Origin of the sequence: Methylococcus sp. S1M, from assembly GCF_051295855.1 — a bacterium.
Classification (GTDB): Bacteria; Pseudomonadota; Gammaproteobacteria; order Methylococcales; family Methylococcaceae; genus Methylococcus; species Methylococcus capsulatus.
On record NZ_JBPDXO010000002.1, the window covers coordinates 91,664 to 108,360 of the forward strand.

Annotated in this window: 9 protein-coding genes; 3 read left to right on the forward strand and 6 right to left on the reverse strand. The window is 64.8% G+C overall.

Translation table 11 applies throughout. The features are described from left to right. Positions 1 to 12 precede the first annotated feature (12 nt). Both ACSHWJ_RS04100 and ACSHWJ_RS04105 read right to left on the reverse strand, forming a co-directional pair. Positions 13 to 1,305, reverse strand: coding sequence for a glutamate-5-semialdehyde dehydrogenase (locus ACSHWJ_RS04100; protein WP_432539477.1), 1,293 nt, complete (start codon positions 1,303 to 1,305; stop codon positions 13 to 15). Next, entirely contained in the window at positions 1,302 to 1,703 is a 402-nt protein-coding gene (locus ACSHWJ_RS04105; RefSeq protein ID WP_010961133.1) for a hypothetical protein, read from the reverse strand. The genes ACSHWJ_RS04100 and ACSHWJ_RS04105 overlap by 4 nt, the downstream gene beginning before the upstream one ends. A gap of 227 nt (positions 1,704 to 1,930) precedes the next feature. On the opposite strand from ACSHWJ_RS04105, the gene ACSHWJ_RS04110 reads away from it, so the two are divergent. From ACSHWJ_RS04110 to ACSHWJ_RS04120, 3 genes are read left to right on the forward strand one after another with little or no spacing between them, the layout of a single operon-like run. Continuing rightward, positions 1,931 to 5,902 carry a non-ribosomal peptide synthetase gene (locus ACSHWJ_RS04110; protein ID WP_432539476.1) on the forward strand — a complete coding sequence of 1,324 codons (3,972 nt, stop codon included), beginning with the start codon at positions 1,931 to 1,933 and terminating at the stop codon, positions 5,900 to 5,902. Between the two features lie 27 nt (positions 5,903 to 5,929). Next, on the forward strand, positions 5,930 to 6,883 hold the full coding sequence (locus ACSHWJ_RS04115) for an acetylxylan esterase (protein WP_432539475.1): 954 nt from the start codon (positions 5,930 to 5,932) through the stop codon (positions 6,881 to 6,883). Continuing rightward, positions 6,880 to 7,608: an esterase family protein gene (locus ACSHWJ_RS04120; protein WP_432539474.1), complete on the forward strand. Its 729-nt coding sequence runs from the start codon at positions 6,880 to 6,882 to the stop codon at positions 7,606 to 7,608. Before ACSHWJ_RS04115 ends, ACSHWJ_RS04120 begins: the two co-directional genes overlap by 4 nt. Positions 7,609 to 8,141: 533 nt before the next feature. On the opposite strand, the gene drmC is transcribed toward ACSHWJ_RS04120, so the two are convergent. Genes drmC through ACSHWJ_RS04140 form a run of 4 tightly spaced genes read right to left on the reverse strand, consistent with a single transcriptional unit; the run spans position 8,142 to position 16,695 of the window. After that, entirely contained in the window at positions 8,142 to 8,903 is a 762-nt protein-coding gene (gene drmC / locus ACSHWJ_RS04125; RefSeq protein WP_432539473.1) for a DISARM system phospholipase D-like protein DrmC, read from the reverse strand. Between the two features lies 1 nt (position 8,904). Then, the gene (gene drmB, locus ACSHWJ_RS04130; RefSeq protein WP_432539472.1) at positions 8,905 to 10,755 is read right to left on the reverse strand and encodes a DrmB family protein; all 1,851 of its coding nucleotides are present in this window, start codon (positions 10,753 to 10,755) and stop codon (positions 8,905 to 8,907) included. Beyond that, on the reverse strand, positions 10,755 to 14,726 hold the full coding sequence (gene drmA / locus ACSHWJ_RS04135) for a DISARM system helicase DrmA (protein WP_432539471.1): 3,972 nt from the start codon (positions 14,724 to 14,726) through the stop codon (positions 10,755 to 10,757). Before drmA ends, drmB begins: the two co-directional genes overlap by 1 nt. A 13-nt stretch (positions 14,727 to 14,739) precedes the next feature. Then, positions 14,740 to 16,695 (reverse strand): BbrUII/HgiDII family restriction enzyme, encoded by a 1,956-nt coding sequence (locus ACSHWJ_RS04140; protein ID WP_432539470.1) that lies wholly within the window; start codon positions 16,693 to 16,695, stop codon positions 14,740 to 14,742. Between the last annotated feature and the right edge of the window lie 2 nt (positions 16,696 to 16,697).

Here is a 16,697-nt window from a genome sequence, read left to right on the forward strand (position 1 = left end):
CCTTGTGCCGCCTCAGATCCGGACGTGGCCGTCACCCAGCACGATGAATTTCTGGGTGGTCAGCCCTTCCAGGCCGACCGGTCCGCGGGCATGGAGCTTGTCGGTGCTGATGCCGATCTCCGCCCCCAGACCGTACTCGAACCCGTCAGCGAAACGCGTCGAGGCGTTCACCATGACCGATGCCGAATCGACCTCCCGCAGGAAGCGGCGGGCACGGCCGTAATCCTCGGTAACGATGGCGTCGGTGTGGCCCGAGCCATGGCGGTGGATGTGCTCGATCGCCTCGTCCAGCCCGGCGACCACGCGGACCGCCAGGATCGGGGCCAGATACTCCGTGTCCCAGTCCGCCTCGGTCGCCGGCACGCAGTCCGGCACGAGGCGGCAAGTTTCGGGACAGCCGCGCAATTCGACACCCTTGTCCCGGTAGAGCGCGGCCAGATCCGGCAGGACCGCCGGCGCGATGGCGGCGGCGACAAGCAGGGTCTCCATGGCATTGCAGACCCCGTAGCGCTGGGTCTTGGCGTTGATCGCGATGCGGCGGGCCTTGGCCAAATCCGCGCCGTCGTCGATGTAGACGTGGCAGATACCGTCCAGATGCTTGATGACCGGGATCCGCGACTCCGCCACGACCCGTTCGATCAGCGAACGCCCGCCGCGCGGCACGATGATGTCCACGTACTCGTCCGCAGCCAGCAGCGCACCGACGGCCGCCCGGTCGGTGGTCTCGATGAGTTGGACCGCATCGGCCGGCAGGCCGCCGGCTTCCAGGCCCCGGCGGATACAGGCCGCGATGGCTCTGTTGGAATGGATTGCCTCCGAGCCGCCCCGCAGGATGCAGGCGTTGCCGGACTTCAGGCACAGCCCAGCCGCATCGGCGGTGACATTGGGACGGGATTCGTAGATGATGCCGATGACACCCAGCGGCACCCGCATCCGCCCGACCTGGATGCCGGAAGGCCGGTAGGTCAGCCCGCTGATCTCACCCACCGGGTCTGGAAGCGCGGCGATCTCCCTGAGGCCCACGGCCATGGTCTGGACCCGTTTGGCGTCGATCCCCAGCCGCTCGAGCTGGGCCCGGTCCAGACCCTTGGCCGCGCCGGCCTCGAGGTCCTTGCGGTTTTCCTCGATCAAGGCGTCCGCCGATTCCTCGAGCGCTGCGGCGATCGCCAGCAGCGCCCGGTTCTTCGCGGCCGTCTCGGCCCGGCTCAGGATCCGGCCCACCTCCCGGGCGCGCCGCGCCAGGCCATCCACGTATGCCGCCACGGCCTCCGGGCCGGCCGGACGCAATGCGCTCACCGCCGTCATCGTTCCGTCGGTCCGCTGCGTTCGATCGCCTGCCCCATGCAGGTCATGATGTAGTCGGTCATACGCAGGGCCGCCTGATGGGCGGCCTTGACCGAACCGAACAGGTCCTTGTACTCCTCGGCCACTTTCTCGAAATCACCCGAGCCTTTCACCGAATAGAACCGGGCATAGGCCGTCAGGTATTGCTTGCGCCGCGGATCGCCCGGGAAGCCCGGCAGATCGTCCGTGAGATCGTTGACCACACAGTCCGCGATTTCACCCGGATCGAGATTGTAGTCCTTGAGATCGCTGTCGTCCTGGAGCTTGGCCAGCAATGCTTCGCGCAGATCGCTCTGCTCCTTGCCGGCGCACGCTGCCAGCAGCGCGAGCACCAGTACCAATGAAAATTTCCCCTTCATGAAATCAACCGTTGTTTGATAAGAATGCCGATTCGGCCATTCGCCGCCATCGGTCCGGATTGTACCCACGATTCGGATCTACGAGGTTTCAAATCGGAAATGATACAGCGAATCCACGCCTTTTGCGGAAATCACACGGTACCGGCTTTCACCGGCCCCATGAATGTCTTATAAATCGCCCAATACTTACGCACGTTGAAGCCAATCTGAAAAGGATCCTCGGCACGATGGAAAAAGACGTCAAGGAGCAGAGCATGCCGGATTGTTATGCGCTCTCGCCGATGCAGGGAAACATGCTCTCGGCGACCCTGTTCGACCAGCGGGAAGGCACCTACATCCAGCAGCTGGTCTTGCGAACCCGCGAGAACCTCGACGAAGACGCTTACCGGGAGGCATGGACCCGCCTGGTCGCCCGCCATGACATCCTGCGGACGGCGTTCCTCTGGCAGCACCTGGAAACGCCGATGCAACGGGTCGAACCCGCCGTGACGATGCCCTGGGCCGCTTTCGACTGGCGCGGAATGGCACGGAAGGAGCAGGAAAGCCGGTTCGAGACCTTTCTCGCCGAGGACAGACTGCGGGGCTTCGACCTGGCGCGGGCGCCTCTCCACCGTTTGAGCCTGATCCGAACCGGCGAAGACGAACACTGGGCGGTGTGGACTTACCACCATGCGCTGCTGGACGGGCGGGCGCGGCTCATCATCATGGAAGAACTGTTCCGGATCTACCAGGCGCTGCGTGACGGCCACGAGCCGGCGCTGCCACCACCGACGCCCTACCGCAACTACATCGGCTGGCTGGACTCGCTGGATTTCGCGGCGAGCGGAAGCTACTGGCGCGAGCTGCTGGCGGATTTCCATGAACCCAACCGCGTCCTGAGCGCCCGATCCGAGCCGCGGCTCCTGTCGCCCGCCCATACCGGCGGACTGGTTCAGGCCTGGGCGCCTCCGGCGCTCTACGAGGCATTGCAGGCGCTCGCCAAAAAACAGGAGGTCACCCTCAACACCCTGGTTCAGGCCGCCTGGGGTCTGCTGATCGCGCGTCACAGCGGACTCGACGACGTGGTGTTCGGTGCCACGCGTTCCTGCCGGAAATCCGTCCCCGGGGGCGAGGCCATCGTCGGCCCGATCATCAACACCACCCCGGTGCGCCTGAAGATCGACCCTGCCAGACCGGTCGCCGAATTCATCCGCGAGCTTCGGCGCCAGCACCTGAGCGTGCGCGCCCACGAACACACTCCGCCGGCCTGCATCCACGCCTGGAGCGGCCTGCCGTCCGGCATGCCACTGTTCACCACCATCGTGGTTTTCGAGAACTACCACGTGGTGAAGTCCCGGGGTGGCGACTGGGACAAGCGCCAGTTCGAATTGAAAGAACAGACCGACCACCTCATCCTGGCGGGCTACCTCGCCGACGGCCTGCTGCTGAAGATCGAATACGACCGTCGCCTGTTCGAGGACGACACGGTCGAGCGTATGCTGCAACAACTCCTGACGATCCTCGAAAGCCTGACGGCCTGCACCGATGGCAGACTCGCGGACCTCCGCACTCTTCCCGACGACGAGCTGCGGCGCCTCACGGTGGAATGGAACGACACGCGTGCCGATTACCCTCAGGTCACCCTGGGTGAGCTTTTCTCCGCGCAGGCACGCCACACGCCCGATGCCATCGCAGTCCAGAGAGGAAACCAACGTCTCAGTTACGGCGAGCTGGAACGGCGCTCGAATCGCCTGGCGGCGTTTTTGCTGAACGAAGGCGTGGGGCCCGGTTCCGTGGTCGCCCTGCTGCTCGACCGCAGTTGCGAACTGGCGGTCGCCCTCTTCGGCGTGCTGAAAGCCGGCGGCGCCTACCTGCCGCTGGACCCCGCCTATCCCGAAGACCGGCTCGCCTACATGCTCGAGGACTCGGGCGCCCGGATCGTACTGACCCGGAACGCCCTGGCCGATGCGCTTCGCCTTCCCGGCATCGAACTGCTGAGACTGGATGCCGACCGGGCAACCGATGGCGACGGCCTGGACGAAGCGCCGCCATGCCCGGCCGGGCCGGACGACATCGCCTATCTGATGTATACCTCCGGTTCGACGGGCCAGCCAAAGGGCGTGATGGTCACGCATCGCGGCATCGTCAACCTGTGCGCGGCGATACGTCGCCGCTACGACCTGGCGCCGGGAGACCGGGTCCTGCAGTATGCCTCCCTGAGTTTCGACATCTGCGTGGAGGAGATTTACCCGACCTTGTACGCCGGTGGCACGGTCGTATTCCGCGACGAGAGCCAGGGTCATTCGGTGCACGAATTCCTGGACTGGGCCGACCGCGAAGGCATCACTGTGTTCGACATTCCCACGGCATTCTGGAACGAACTGGTACGCGGACTCACCGCAAGCGGCGGAGTACTGCCAGCCAAGCTGAGACTGACGGTGGTCGGCGGGGAAAAGGCCTCCGGCGCCATGCTGGAGGCCTGGAACCGGCTGCCCGGCGCAGCCCGCGTCACCTGGCTCAACAGCTACGGACCGACGGAGACGACGGTCACTGCAACGGTGTATCAGCCGTCGCCTTTACCCTCCGGTCTGCCTCTCACCGATCCTCCGATCGGCCGGCCCATCGACAACGTCCGGCTGTATGTGCTCGACCGCCACCTGAAACCGGTGCCCATCGGCGTCCCGGGCGAACTGTACATCGGCGGCGCCGGGGTGGCTAAAGGCTACCTGCGGCGTCCCGAACTCACCACTGCGGCCTTCGTCCCCGAGCCGTTCGTCGGTGACCCCGAAGCCCGGATGTACCGTACCGGCGATCTGGTGCGTTATGGCGCGGACGGCCAGTTGTATTTCCTGGGACGCAGCGACAATCAGGTCAAGATCGGCGGCTTCCGCGTCGAACCGGGCGAAATCGAAGCAGCGATCGAGCGTCATGAGAGCGTGGCCCAGGCCGCGGTGAAGGCGCTCGAAACGGCGGGCGGGAAATACCTCGCCGCCTACGTCGTTCCGGCACAGGGACGCCGGTTCGACGCCAACGAACTGGAGGCGTTCCTGCGGGCCACCCTACCGGAGCACGAAATCCCTCAAGCCTTCGTAGCCATGGCGGAATTTCCGCTCACGCCGGGTGGCAAGCTGGACCGCGAGGCACTGCCCGACCCGGCAGTGCCAGCCCCGGCAGCCGGCCGCACCGACGCCCCCCGCAATGACACCGAGCGGAAACTCGCCGGGATCTTCCAGGAAATCTTCCCGGCACGTTCGATCGGCATCCGGGACAACTTCTTCACCATGGGCGGCGATTCCCTGCGCGCCTTCCAACTCCTCACCCGCATCGAACTCGTTTGCGGCCGACGGCTTTCGTTCGCCGCCCTGGCGAGGGCCGCGACGGTCGAACAACTGGCGGCGCTCATCGACGGCAGAGGCGATACGGAGACTCCGCACACCCACATCGTTCCCCTGAACCTGGAGGCCGCCGGGGGGCCCGCGCTTTTCCTCGTCCACGGCGTGGGCGGCAGCGTGCACTGGTATCACGCCCTGGCTGAATTACTGAAAGCCGACTTCAACGTCTACGGCATCCAGTCGCCCGGCATGGATGAAGGCGAGGACGCCTTGATCGGCGCCGACGTCGAGTGCCTGGCCCGCCTCTACATCTCGGAAATCAAGGCCGTCCAGGCGAAAGGGCCGTATTGGATCGGCGGCCACTCCATGGGAGGCATCATCGCCTTCGAAATGGCCCGCCAGCTCCACGCCATGGGAGACGAGGTCGCGCTGGTGGCGAATTTCGACAACTGGAACCGCGCGGCGGACGCCCCCGGTTTCGGCACCAAGCTGCTCCGTCTCACCGTCCATTTCCTGAAACTCGGCACCGCGGACAAGCTGCGGTTCCTGTGCGACAAGATGCAGTGGGCGAAACGGTGCCTCGACGCGCGGCTGGCGCCCGGCCGGGCCGGCGTACGCCCGCTGGAGAAGATGAAAGCCGCGAACGTCAAGGCCGCCCACCGCTACGTACCCGGCTTCTATCCCGGCACCCTCACGCTGTTCCGCGCCCGCCAGCAGGCCGCCACCGCCCTGGACGATCCGCTGCTCGGCTGGAATGGACTGGCGGAAGAAATCGACGTCGTGGAAGTGCCCGGCAACCATTACACCCTGCTCGGCGAACCGCACGTCCGCACGCTGGCCGACGAACTGCGGCGCCGGGCGCGTCCACCGGGGAGCAGCGGGCGCTGACCCCGCTCCCCCACCGCGCCGGAAACCATGCCTTTCAGCCATTGCTACCCGTTCGATCCGACCTACGGGTTTTCCCTCGACCAGCTGCTCCGGCTGGAACCGCCCGACCCGCCGGAGGACTTCGCCGCATTCTGGTCGGCGCGGTACGACGACGCCAGGAACGTCGCGCCCAGGCCGGAGCTCCGCCGCTGCGGCTGGAGCCATCCGCGCTTCCAGGCATTCGACCTCGGCTACCGCTCGACCGGCGCGATCGACATCGGCGGCTGGGCGCTGATCCCGGAGCATGGGCGGATCAACCGGGGCTTCGTGGTCGGCCACGGCTACGGTGGCCGCAGCGGCCCCGATCTCGATCTCCCCTTCGACGACGCCGCCGTCCTGTTTCCCTGCTTCCGTGGCCTCTCCCGCAGCCGCTGTTCCGGCATTCCCGACACTCCGGACCGGCATGTGCTGTGCGGCATCGAGGACCGCGACCGCTACGTCCTCGGCGGCTGCGTCGAGGACCTCTGGCTGGCCGTCAGCGTCCTGCTCGAACTGTTTCCCGAGACGGAAGGCCGCGTGGGCTACCTCGGCATCAGCTTCGGCGGCGGCATCGGCGCGCTGGGCCTGCCGTGGGAGCCGCGCATCCGCCGGGCCCATCTCAACGTGCCGACCTTCGGCCACCAGCCGCTGCGGCTGACGCTGCCGACCGTCGGCAGCGGAGAATCGGTCCGGCGGTATCGGTCTTCACACGGTAACGTGGCGGCAACCTTGGCCTATTACGATGCCGCCAACGCAGCACAGTTCGTCGGCATCCCGGTGCACGTCGCCGCCGCCCTGTTCGACCCGGCGGTCGCGCCGCCCGGTCAGTTCGCCATCTACAACGCCCTCGCCGGGCCGAAAGAGCTGTTGGTGCTGGACGCGGGGCATTTCGACCATCCGCGCAAACCGGAACAGGACCGATCGCTGTCCGCCGCCATCGCGGCGTTTTTCGAACCGCTATGAACCGGGAATATCACCGCTGGTACACCGAACGCCTGGGCCGCGACATGGAACTCTTGGTGTTCGGTCATGCCGGCGCAAAAGTGCTGGTCTTCCCGACCCGGGACGGCCGCTTCCACGAATATGAAGACCTCCGCCTCGTGGAAAGCCTGCGGCACAAGATCGAGGCCGGACACCTGCAGCTGTTCTGCCTGGACAGCATCGACCACGAAGCCCTCTATTGCTTCTGGCGCCATCCGGCCGAGCGCATCCGGCGCCATGTCCGGTTCGAGGAATACGTCCTCAATGAGGTGTTCCCTTTGATGGCCGCAAAGAACCCCCATCCCTGCACCATCGCGCACGGCTGCAGCCTGGGCGCGTTCCACGCCGTCAACATCGCCTTCCGCCACCCCCACCTGTTCCGCAAGGTGGCCGCATTCTCCGGCCGCTACGACCTGACGCTTGGCGTGGAACACTTCCGCGACCTGTTCGACGGCTATTACGACGACACCATCTACTACCACACGCCCTCGCATTTTCTCCCCAACCTGGAATGCCACTGGCGGCTCGAAGCGTTGCGGCGCATGGACATCGTGCTCGTGGTGGGCGGCGACGATCCCTTCGCCGGCAACAACCGCGACCTGAGCCGGATTCTGTGGGCCAAGGGCATCCCCCACGCCCTCCATACCTGGGACGGGCGCGCCCACCAGGGTCACGCCTGGCGGAAGATGGCGCCGCTGTACGTCTAAGCCGCGAATGTTTCCAACCGGTGTCTGCCCGGTTCGATTCGGGCATTGGGCAGACCGGCCGATGTAGCATCGGTTCTCGTAACCCCCATCCCACGAGCTCGACACAACGAAGACGGCTCGCGACCCACTTTTGTACTACCGGTTCGCGGCGTCAAGCCGAATCTGCACTTGCCGGTATTGGAAAGGCGTCGGACTCAAAACACCTCGGTTCCGGCGGAAGCGTCATGGTAGGGTTGCCGGGTCTGTCCATCGCGTGACTGGGGATGATCAAACGGGAGCGTAGCCCCATGGAATCGAGCGCTCTTGGCGGGTGGGCGGCAGTGTGGTAGAAGCCAGTTGGAGATAAACGGAAAAACGTTCAATTACTCGCCCCCCCTCACGCTGCTCCGGGAGAACCAGTCACTTGAACGGATGCCCTACGGGCACCGCTCGGCGCGCCATAAGGCCGTTTTTTCTCACGCCATGGAGCCGCTGCTACAACTCGATTCTTTTCAACCCGTTGTGTGAACGGCCCCGCGCACTTCCTCGGAAATTCAGACTGGAGACACCGTCTTCGTATCGACCAACGCCTGCAGGTGTTCGTGCAGTAGCTTCGGAACCGACCCGCCCGTAATCAGTATGCCAGCCTCCATGTTCCGGTCCATGGCATGACCGGTCAGGTTGGCGCTGGTGATGAAGCAGATGGCGCCGTCGGCGACGGCGACCTTGGCATGGACCCGCCCATCCGCGAACGGGGCTGCTCGCTCCCGCCAGGCGTAGAGCTTCGCGGAGGGAACCAGTGCCCTCATCTTGCCGATCACGTCGAAGGTGATACTGCCCCCGTGATCCTGTGACGACTCGAGGAGCATCGATATGCTCACCCCCCGCGTGCTTGCATCGTTCAATGCCTTCACGATGGTCGAGACGTCGTAGGCCACGAAACTGGTGACGAACAAGGTTTGCCTGGCCGCACCGATGACCTGCAACAGCGCCTGTTCGGTTCGGCGCGCCGAGACGAAGGGCGTCGTCGGCCCCGTCCACACGAGCTCGATCGACTGCTGCTTCGACACGCTCTCGAATGCATGACCGGCGGCGAGGAGCATCGAAGCCAACTCGCCGGAACCGACCGACGTGCTCCGCCAAGCATCGACGAGACGATCGACGGCGGCTTTGGCCGTAGCCGTGCCGACGACATCCGACAGGGCGGCATTCGCCTGCGCCTCCTCGATCTTCCGAATCGCGCCTGCCAGCACCCGCACTTTCTCCGGCGAAACGAGACAGACCACGGCCGTGACGGCTTCCAGGAGTCTCTCCATGTCACAGCCCGGCGAAGAATGCGGCGCTCCCTCGTTCGAGGGTCGGCACCAGCAAAGACCTGTCGAGGTAACGGTTGCCCCGCTCGCAGGAGGTCTCCGCGACCAGGCTGCACGCATGGCACGCGGCGGCGTGGAGCGAGCGATCCTTGCCCGGGTCGTGCTCCGAGCAGAGCGGGTCGGACGAGCAGACCTTCGCTCGATTCAGGGCCTGCCGCACCAGTCGGCCGAGGTTCTCGGGTCTACCCAGGTCGACGAGGCCACCCAGCGTCCCGTCCGAATCGGCCGCCGCCGTGTAGATGAGGATGCCCGCGTGTCGATTCTCGGCATCGGCGTAGATCCGTTCACGGATGCTCGCCGCGTTGTAACCGCATTCGAGTGCCAGCTCGCGGATGAGCAAGTGCGACAGCGTGTGGAGCATGGCATAGCGGATCCCCGGATAGCCTTCGTTCGGATCGAGGTGGCGCGAGTTTCGCCAACCCCGATGCCCGGCCATGAGCATCTCATTGACCTCTTGGACGCCCGCGAGCACCTCCCACGCCTGTATCGCCTCCTCGCTGAACTGGATGAAGATGCCCTCGCCATGCACCTGACTCGCCGGCACCCAATCGGGCTTATGACAGGCGAGAGGCGCCATCTTAGGACGCGCGTCCGGAGCGCTCGACTCCTCGGGCGCTTCCACGCGGGTGAAGCCCAACAGGGCATTCACCTCTCGAAGTCGTTCCAGCAGCAACACTTTGCGGATGTACTTCTCGAATCCGGCCGGCGTGTCCACCTTCTTGCTCATGAAGTGTGGGTAATCGGTTGGCGGATCGGTTGCCGTCAGGACGTCCCATTCCGGCCCCTTGATATCGGCATCGCCAACGACGTCCTGCTCACCACCATGGCGATGCGCTTCGATCGCTGCCCAGATGGCGGAGGCCGAATACTTGTCGATGCCCGGTAGGACTCCGGTCTTCTTCAGCGTCTTCACCGTCACGGCGACGGCGGCCTCCGAGTCCAGATCGTCGAAGAACTCCCAGCCATCCTGGATCAGTTGGGCGAGCGGATCTTTGGCCTGGGGGATGGCGAGTGCGGAAAGGGTGATCGGAAACCAACCGTTCGTCGACCCCAAGAGGATGGCCCGCGCCTCTTCGTCACAGTCGTCGTCGAAATGGTCCAAATGAGGATGCCTGCCTCGACAGCTCGGCAGGTTTTCCTTCCCAGCCTTGCCGAAAGCTTGCGCCATGCTGCGCGATGCCCCACAGGCATCGCATTTCACCCATAGGTTCTCGGTCTGCAACGAGGCACCGCTCTCGAAGAAGCGCAGCGTACCCTTGCAGTCGCTGTTGCCGCCGTGGACGAAGTAATGCCAGGGAAAATCGTCGAGGTGCCCATTACGGCAAGCCAACAGGAATCGCGCGGGGACCGCGTCGGCATCCTTGGCCGGCTGATCGCCCTTGGAGCCGCGACAGGCCTTGTGGACGAAGCGGGTGCGCTCCGGACGGAATCGATGCTCCTTGATCTCGAACAGGCCGGTATCGAAAGGAGACAACAAGCCGCACTTCACGCAGCGCATCCAGCGCGGGAACGGACGGACGGGAACGCCGATGTTCGCCTCCGCCGACCACGGATCGACGAGCTCGCTCTTCTGGAACGGCGGCACGCGCAGGTTCTCCACCTGCGGCCCGAGGGCCCTGCGAACGGCGGCGAGTAGGCGCGGTTCCTGGATCGGCTGACAGCGGTCCTTCTCCCACTGGTCGATGCCCAGCGTCACCACCGACAGGTTCGGGAGGTCGATCAGTGCGCCTGGTCCATACGTCCACAACAATTGGCTCGGCCGAACCTCGCCCACGGGTGTTCGATCGGTCATCATCAGTCCTCGTCAGTCGACACCGGACGCGGTTTCCAGCCATGAACGTCCGATAGGCGCCCCGTGTTCATGATTAGCCGCACGCCAGGCTCGACCTCGCGCATCGACATCGGGACCGTCCAGTTGTCCCACGCATGGATGCCGGGCGACTTGATCAGCCCGACCGTCGTCGCCGCGCGTTCGCCACGTTTCTCGTAGGCCAGGGTTCGTCCTGGGACATTCGCCTCCCTGGCCCACTCGTCGGCCCGTTCCTTCAGTTCACGTTCGGCCAGCGCCTCGATAGCGCGGTTCTCGCTGACGTTCCAAGCTCTCCTCTTCAGCACTTCGATGGCTTCGAGAACCTCGGGCTTGTCGGGCCGGTCGAGAGCGGCCGCTCCCTCGTTCGGGCTGAAGTCGGCGTACTCCAGCCGCATCAGACTCAGCAACGCGCCGGTCAGCCCGCGATCCATGGCACGAGGCGAGAACGGTGTCACCGACTGCGCCTCCACGTGCTTGTAGAACGTCGCGTGGTAGTGCTCGAAGGTCTCGTAGTGCGAGAGGTCGCGCGGTCGTGCCCACGTGAGCACCGTGCAGACGAGCCCGGGGAAGGACCGGCCCACACGGCTGGTCGCCTGGATGTACTCGGCCGTGCCTTTCGGCTGCCCGTTCACCGCCATCAGACCCAGCCGGTTCACGTCGACGCCGACCGACAGCATGTTGGTCGCCAGTACCACGTCGATGGCGCGGGTATCGCCCTCGTTCCATCTCGTCACGTACTTACCCGCACTCGAATCGAACGTGGCCTTGAACTTGACCTCGAGGTCGTCGAGGTACTTCGGGATGTCCTGGCTGGAGACGCGCGACGTCAGCTCGCGGATGTTGCTGATGCTGCGCTGGGCGAGCGCGGGCCGCTCGACCATGCTCATCTGCACGCGGTACGAACGCGTCTGGACGTCGTCCTCGGCTAGCCGTCGCATCCCACCCAGCTCGCGCAGTGAATTGAAGTAGCCGACCATCGTCATGTATGGGTCGGCTACCTCGCCGAAGCGCTCGAACAGGGCTTGTGCCGCGGTGAGGAAGGCGGTGTAGACGCGAATCAGCATCGCAGGACGCGAGCTGCCAGGCGAGCATACGCCGAGGTAGCGACGCCCAGGCCGCCGATCGATAGGACGCTGAACCGAGAAGTAGTTGTCCTCCACGTCCAGGCCATGCGGCGGGAACACCGCCACGCGCCGCATGAACACGTTGTTCACCTGTTCCCTGGCTTTGCGGACCGTCGCCGTGGACGCGACGATCTTCGGCTTGATCGTCTTGCCGTCGAGCGTCCATCCGCACAGCTCGTCCACCGCCGATTCGTACAGGCCGACCATCGTGCCCAGCGGGCCGCTGATGAGATGGAACTCGTCCTGGATGATCAGATCCGGCGGCCGGATAAGGCTGACGGGCTTCACCGCCGCCGCGGGCAGGCCCTTGGATGCGCGGTGGCCGGTGTTGCACTCGCAGCCGGGCCAGAGCAGGCCATGGCGCTCGCATTCCTGGCTCACCCGGCCGAACAACGTGCGCACCTGGCCACGCCACGCCATCATGGCGAATTTGTCGACGGTGGCGATCATCATCGTCGGCGGACGGTGATAGATCTCCTCGTCCACCGTCAGCACCGGAAGACCTGGATGCGGAAGTCCGGCGGACCGTCCTTCGGAGAATAGGCAGCTGCTCTTCTTGTCGCCGCAATAGACGACGGTTCGCTTTCTTGGCACGTCGACGTGGACGTTCTTACCGGGATCGATCGGAGTTCCACACCACGGACAGCTCGTGAGCTGTAATGGGGATACCGTACCAGCCCGGTGCCTGCCGGGATTACGGAAACCTTCGATGGCCTGGTGACTCTCCTCCGTCGTTCCGGGTGTCACCTTGTTACCGACCCACAACCCGATGGTGAAGGGCTCTTTCCCCCAGGACTCGTCGCCCTGAACGAAGGCGTCCCGGCGGAGCTTCTCCATCGCACAGATCAGAGCCGTGGCGCGCTGGAACTGCTGCAAGGTCAGCAGCCGCAGGGTGTAGCGCATGATCACGGCCAGACCACGCGAACCGTCGTAGCCGCCGAGCTCGCCCTGCAGCCTTCGGATCGCCATGGCGAAGGCCGCCACGCCCAGGTAGGCCTCGGTCTTGCCACCACCCGTGGGAAACCACAGCAGGTCGGCGTGCGCTTCCACGGGCTGCACGCGGTCCGCGTGCATGGGATCGGCCAACGAGGGGATCGACAGCAGCAGGAACGCCAACTGGAATGGACGCCAGGAAGGCCTCTCGCTCTTCTCCAGCTCGCCGAGATCGGGATCCTCTCCCCGACGCCGCTTCAAAGAATAGACGCTGCGCACGCGCTGTAATGCCATCACGCGGTTGGCGAAGCGGAACGCGGCCAGGGCCTTGTCGTCGTTCTTCAGTGTATCGATGCCCTGCTGCAATCGCGCTTGGATCTCCTGGCACCGATCCAACGCCTGGGCAGCTTGCACGTCGTAGCCGACCACGTCCCGGCCGACGCGGCAGCGCTGCTCCGCGATCCATGCCCCGTAGTCGCGGGTCAGCGTGTTCAGCGCCTCGACCAACTCGGCCACGGGAAGTTCGGCGAGGCGCTGCATGTCGAGCAGGCCGCTCGCCACCATCTCTCTCATCGCCGGGCGGTCGGCGGGATCCAGACCCGGCGTCTCGGTCACCGGCACCTCGTACTGGGGAATGACGGTGGCGCGCACCTCGATGGCCCGTGTCGGGTCGTCTGCGGCCGTCTCCGCATGGACGGCCACGCCATGGCCGACCGCGAATTCCACGCGGTTGCGGTAGATCATCTCCAACGACTCGCGCTCGAGATCCATCCCGTCCGTGTCCAGCACCGGGCGGCGGCGGAAAATGGCGCGCTGGGTGGCCTGCGGTTCCGCACGCACGATCAGTTCGGGTTGGAACAGCCAGGCCGTATCCCGGTTGGTGTCAGGCTCCTCCTGCGCGTTGACCAGGAACAGCGTCACCAAGCGATCACCCTTGGCGTTCCTGGCCCGGACGGAACCCTGGATGCGGACGGCCGGATGATCCGGATCGGGCGCCTGATGGGGGATCGCGCCTTCGGTGAGAGGCAGCACCAGCTTGCCGCCACAGGGGATGCGTTGCCAGACCTTGGCCTTGGAACCATCCTTGCGGACGATCTCGTGCTCGTCGTTGGGCACGCGCTCGTACCGCCCCCAACTTGCTTCGATTTCGATGCGCTCGACGTCGCCGTCGACACAAAAGGTCATGCCGAAGCTGCTGGGCACCAGCGACTGATTGCTGGCGACGTCGATCTCGTCGGAGGCATCCGATTCGGGTTCCACACGCCCGGTAACCGTCCCGAACTCGGCACCGGGCTCGTGCTGGCCGGGTACGATCGGGTCGGTGGGTTCCTCGACTGCTTCCTCCGCCAACGGCCCTTCCAACCCCTCGATGCCACCCGGAGCCGCTTCGCGCGGGGCCAACTTCCCGACCAGATAGCGATCGCGCACGCTCATGTCCACGATGCGCTCGTGCGGGCCGCCGGCGGGGCCGAGCAGGTCGTCCACCACGGCCAGCTGAAGCAGTTCGCGAGCGTAGGCTCGGTCTTCGATCACCGGCACGGTCGCGACGGTGTGACCGAACGCCTTGGACAAAGCCGAGACGAAGGTCTCCCAGGAGATACGCCCGACGCTGCCCGAGGAAGGCGGCGTTAGCGATGGGCTGACCATCGGCACCGGCGCATCGGCGGCGCACACGCGATCGAAGAAGACCGTCGTCGTCTCGAGGTCGGAGCGGATGCGCAGTACACGCCCGGCACGCACCACCGCTCCGTTGGCGTCGAGCACCAGCACCCAGTCGTCCTCGGCGATCGACTGGTACTGGGAGCGGTCGCCCTTCAATACCAACGTGTAGGACGCCAGCCTGCGATCGGTGCCGAGGCCGTGGTCGATGGCGATCCAGGCATTGGGACTGTTCGTCATACCCTTGACCCCCTCAGATCCTGTCCACGATCTTCTCGAGCTTGTCGAGCGCCTTGCTCTGCTCGATGTAGGCCGAATAGGCTTCTTGAGCTCCACGGATCAGGGTGTCGTAGTGGACGATGCGGCTACCCGGTGAGATCGAGGCCATCGACGACTTGAGACGATCCGGATTGGAGGCCTCCTCATCGACGGCTTTGCCAAGGACGAAGATCACCTCGATGTCGGGGCTCGTCTGGTTCTGCTCGCGCAGGATCTTCGTTAGCTTGTCGACGTAGGTCTGCCCCTGTTCGACCAGCTCGAGCAGCCCCATCTTGCGACCGGCCTTCTTCAGCTCGACGATGACGTGCTTGCCTGCATTGGTACGGTAGGCGATGTCGACCCGGCCCAGGCGCTCCTTCTCGGACAAGTCTTCGATGAGCACGCCCTCCGTCGTCAGGCGCGACTCCATGATCGGGCTGCCCGTCGCCCGCTCCCACGCCGGGTCCAGCAACCAGAGGTGATCGAAAAGGTACTTCTGGAGGACACGCTCTTTCGCATCCTCGTCGACGATGGTCTGGAAGTCCCGGATCGCATCCAGGCGGGATTTCACGATGTCCCTGTAGAGAGAGGCTTCGAGCGCATCCCTGTCCGCGAGCACGGCCAAGAGTCTTTCTGCGCTCTCGACGCCCGTCACGAACTCCTCGGTCGAGCCGCGAAGCTTCATCCGCTCGAATGCCAGGATGCCGTGCCGATACATGAGCTTGCGGTCCTCTTCGTCGTCCACCGGCAAGGCGCTCAACTTGGCAATCAACGTCTCCGCGCTCTTCTTGTAGCCATCGGGAAGCGTATCCAGCCATTCCGAAAGGGCCGGAGAGGTCTCCTTGGCCTTCTCGACCTCGTGCTTCTTGCGCCATTCCGTCCAGCGCTTCTCCACCTGGGTCAGCCGAGATCTGAGGAACGCGATGAGCTGCACGTATCGAGGATCGTCCTCCTGCACACGCTGACGGTCGCTGGTCGCGATGTCTGGTGCATCGTCTGCATCGAGGAAGTCCGCCTCGATCTGTCCAGTGAGGTATTTCGTATACAGCCGTCCATCGTTGAGCTTGTCCAGGATGTTCTCGTGGAACAAGCGACCACGAGCGAACACGACGATTCCGTTCAGGTTGCCTGCATCCTCGCTGTCGAGCTGCTTGGGAAACCTGGCGGTGCCGATCCAGCCGCTGACCTTCCACTCCGGATCCCAACCATCGAATCGATTCGGTAGCGACTCTCGCTCCAGGAGCTGACTCGCTGGGGACAGATCGAGTGCGTCCTCACCGAACTGCCATAGGAATTGCACCATCGGCAGGTCGCCGCGATCCGACGGCGTTATCGGCTGATCGTCGAGCAGGATCTTGAACCCATGCACTTCCCCGATCACGGAGAAACGGCGAGCCAAACGTTTGCGCAGCGCCTGCGCTCCCCGCCCAAGGCGTTGACGCTTGATGTCCTTCAGGACGATACGAGTACCCTTGGCCAGTGTGATCGCATCGGGCGGGAGCGGCTCCGGACTGTAAAAGGGTTCCCGTCTCTGAACGGACTCGTGGATGCCGGCCACGCTCATGCGCAGACCATGAGCACAGCCATCCTTGGACGATTCGACTTCGATCACGTTGGCGATCGAAAACAGAGAGAGCTTGCCAAGTCCCTTGCGGCCCATGACGGGCCGCCCCTTGGCAGTGGTCTTCCCGTGCTGCGCATCTTCCTCACGCCGCCGATAGCCGACTCGAAGGTACTTGTCGTTCATGTCATCGACCGACATGCCGATACCGTCATCGACGATCTCGATCCAATCTCCGCCCGGGTCGATCCTGATGTCGACCGTCTCAGCGTCTGCATCCCAGGCGTTCGCAACGGCCTCCGTCAGGACGGCCGCGATGTTGCTGTAGAGGTTGATTCCCAGGTGGTCGAGCACGTTCAAGTCGACCGTCATCTTGTAGGTATCTGCCACGT

Coding starts and splice junctions, on each gene's coding strand:
- ACSHWJ_RS04110 (WP_432539476.1), top strand. CDS start 1,931: ATGGAAAAAGACGTCAAGGAGCAGAGCATGCCGGATTGTTATGCGCTC.
- ACSHWJ_RS04105 (WP_010961133.1), bottom strand. CDS start 1,703: ATGAAGGGGAAATTTTCATTGGTACTGGTGCTCGCGCTGCTGGCAGCG.
- ACSHWJ_RS04120 (WP_432539474.1), top strand. CDS start 6,880: ATGAACCGGGAATATCACCGCTGGTACACCGAACGCCTGGGCCGCGAC.
- drmC (WP_432539473.1), bottom strand. CDS start 8,903: ATGGAGAGACTCCTGGAAGCCGTCACGGCCGTGGTCTGTCTCGTTTCG.
- drmA (WP_432539471.1), bottom strand. CDS start 14,726: ATGACGAACAGTCCCAATGCCTGGATCGCCATCGACCACGGCCTCGGC.
- drmB (WP_432539472.1), bottom strand. CDS start 10,755: ATGATGACCGATCGAACACCCGTGGGCGAGGTTCGGCCGAGCCAATTG.
- ACSHWJ_RS04115 (WP_432539475.1), top strand. CDS start 5,930: ATGCCTTTCAGCCATTGCTACCCGTTCGATCCGACCTACGGGTTTTCC.
- ACSHWJ_RS04100 (WP_432539477.1), bottom strand. CDS start 1,305: ATGACGGCGGTGAGCGCATTGCGTCCGGCCGGCCCGGAGGCCGTGGCG.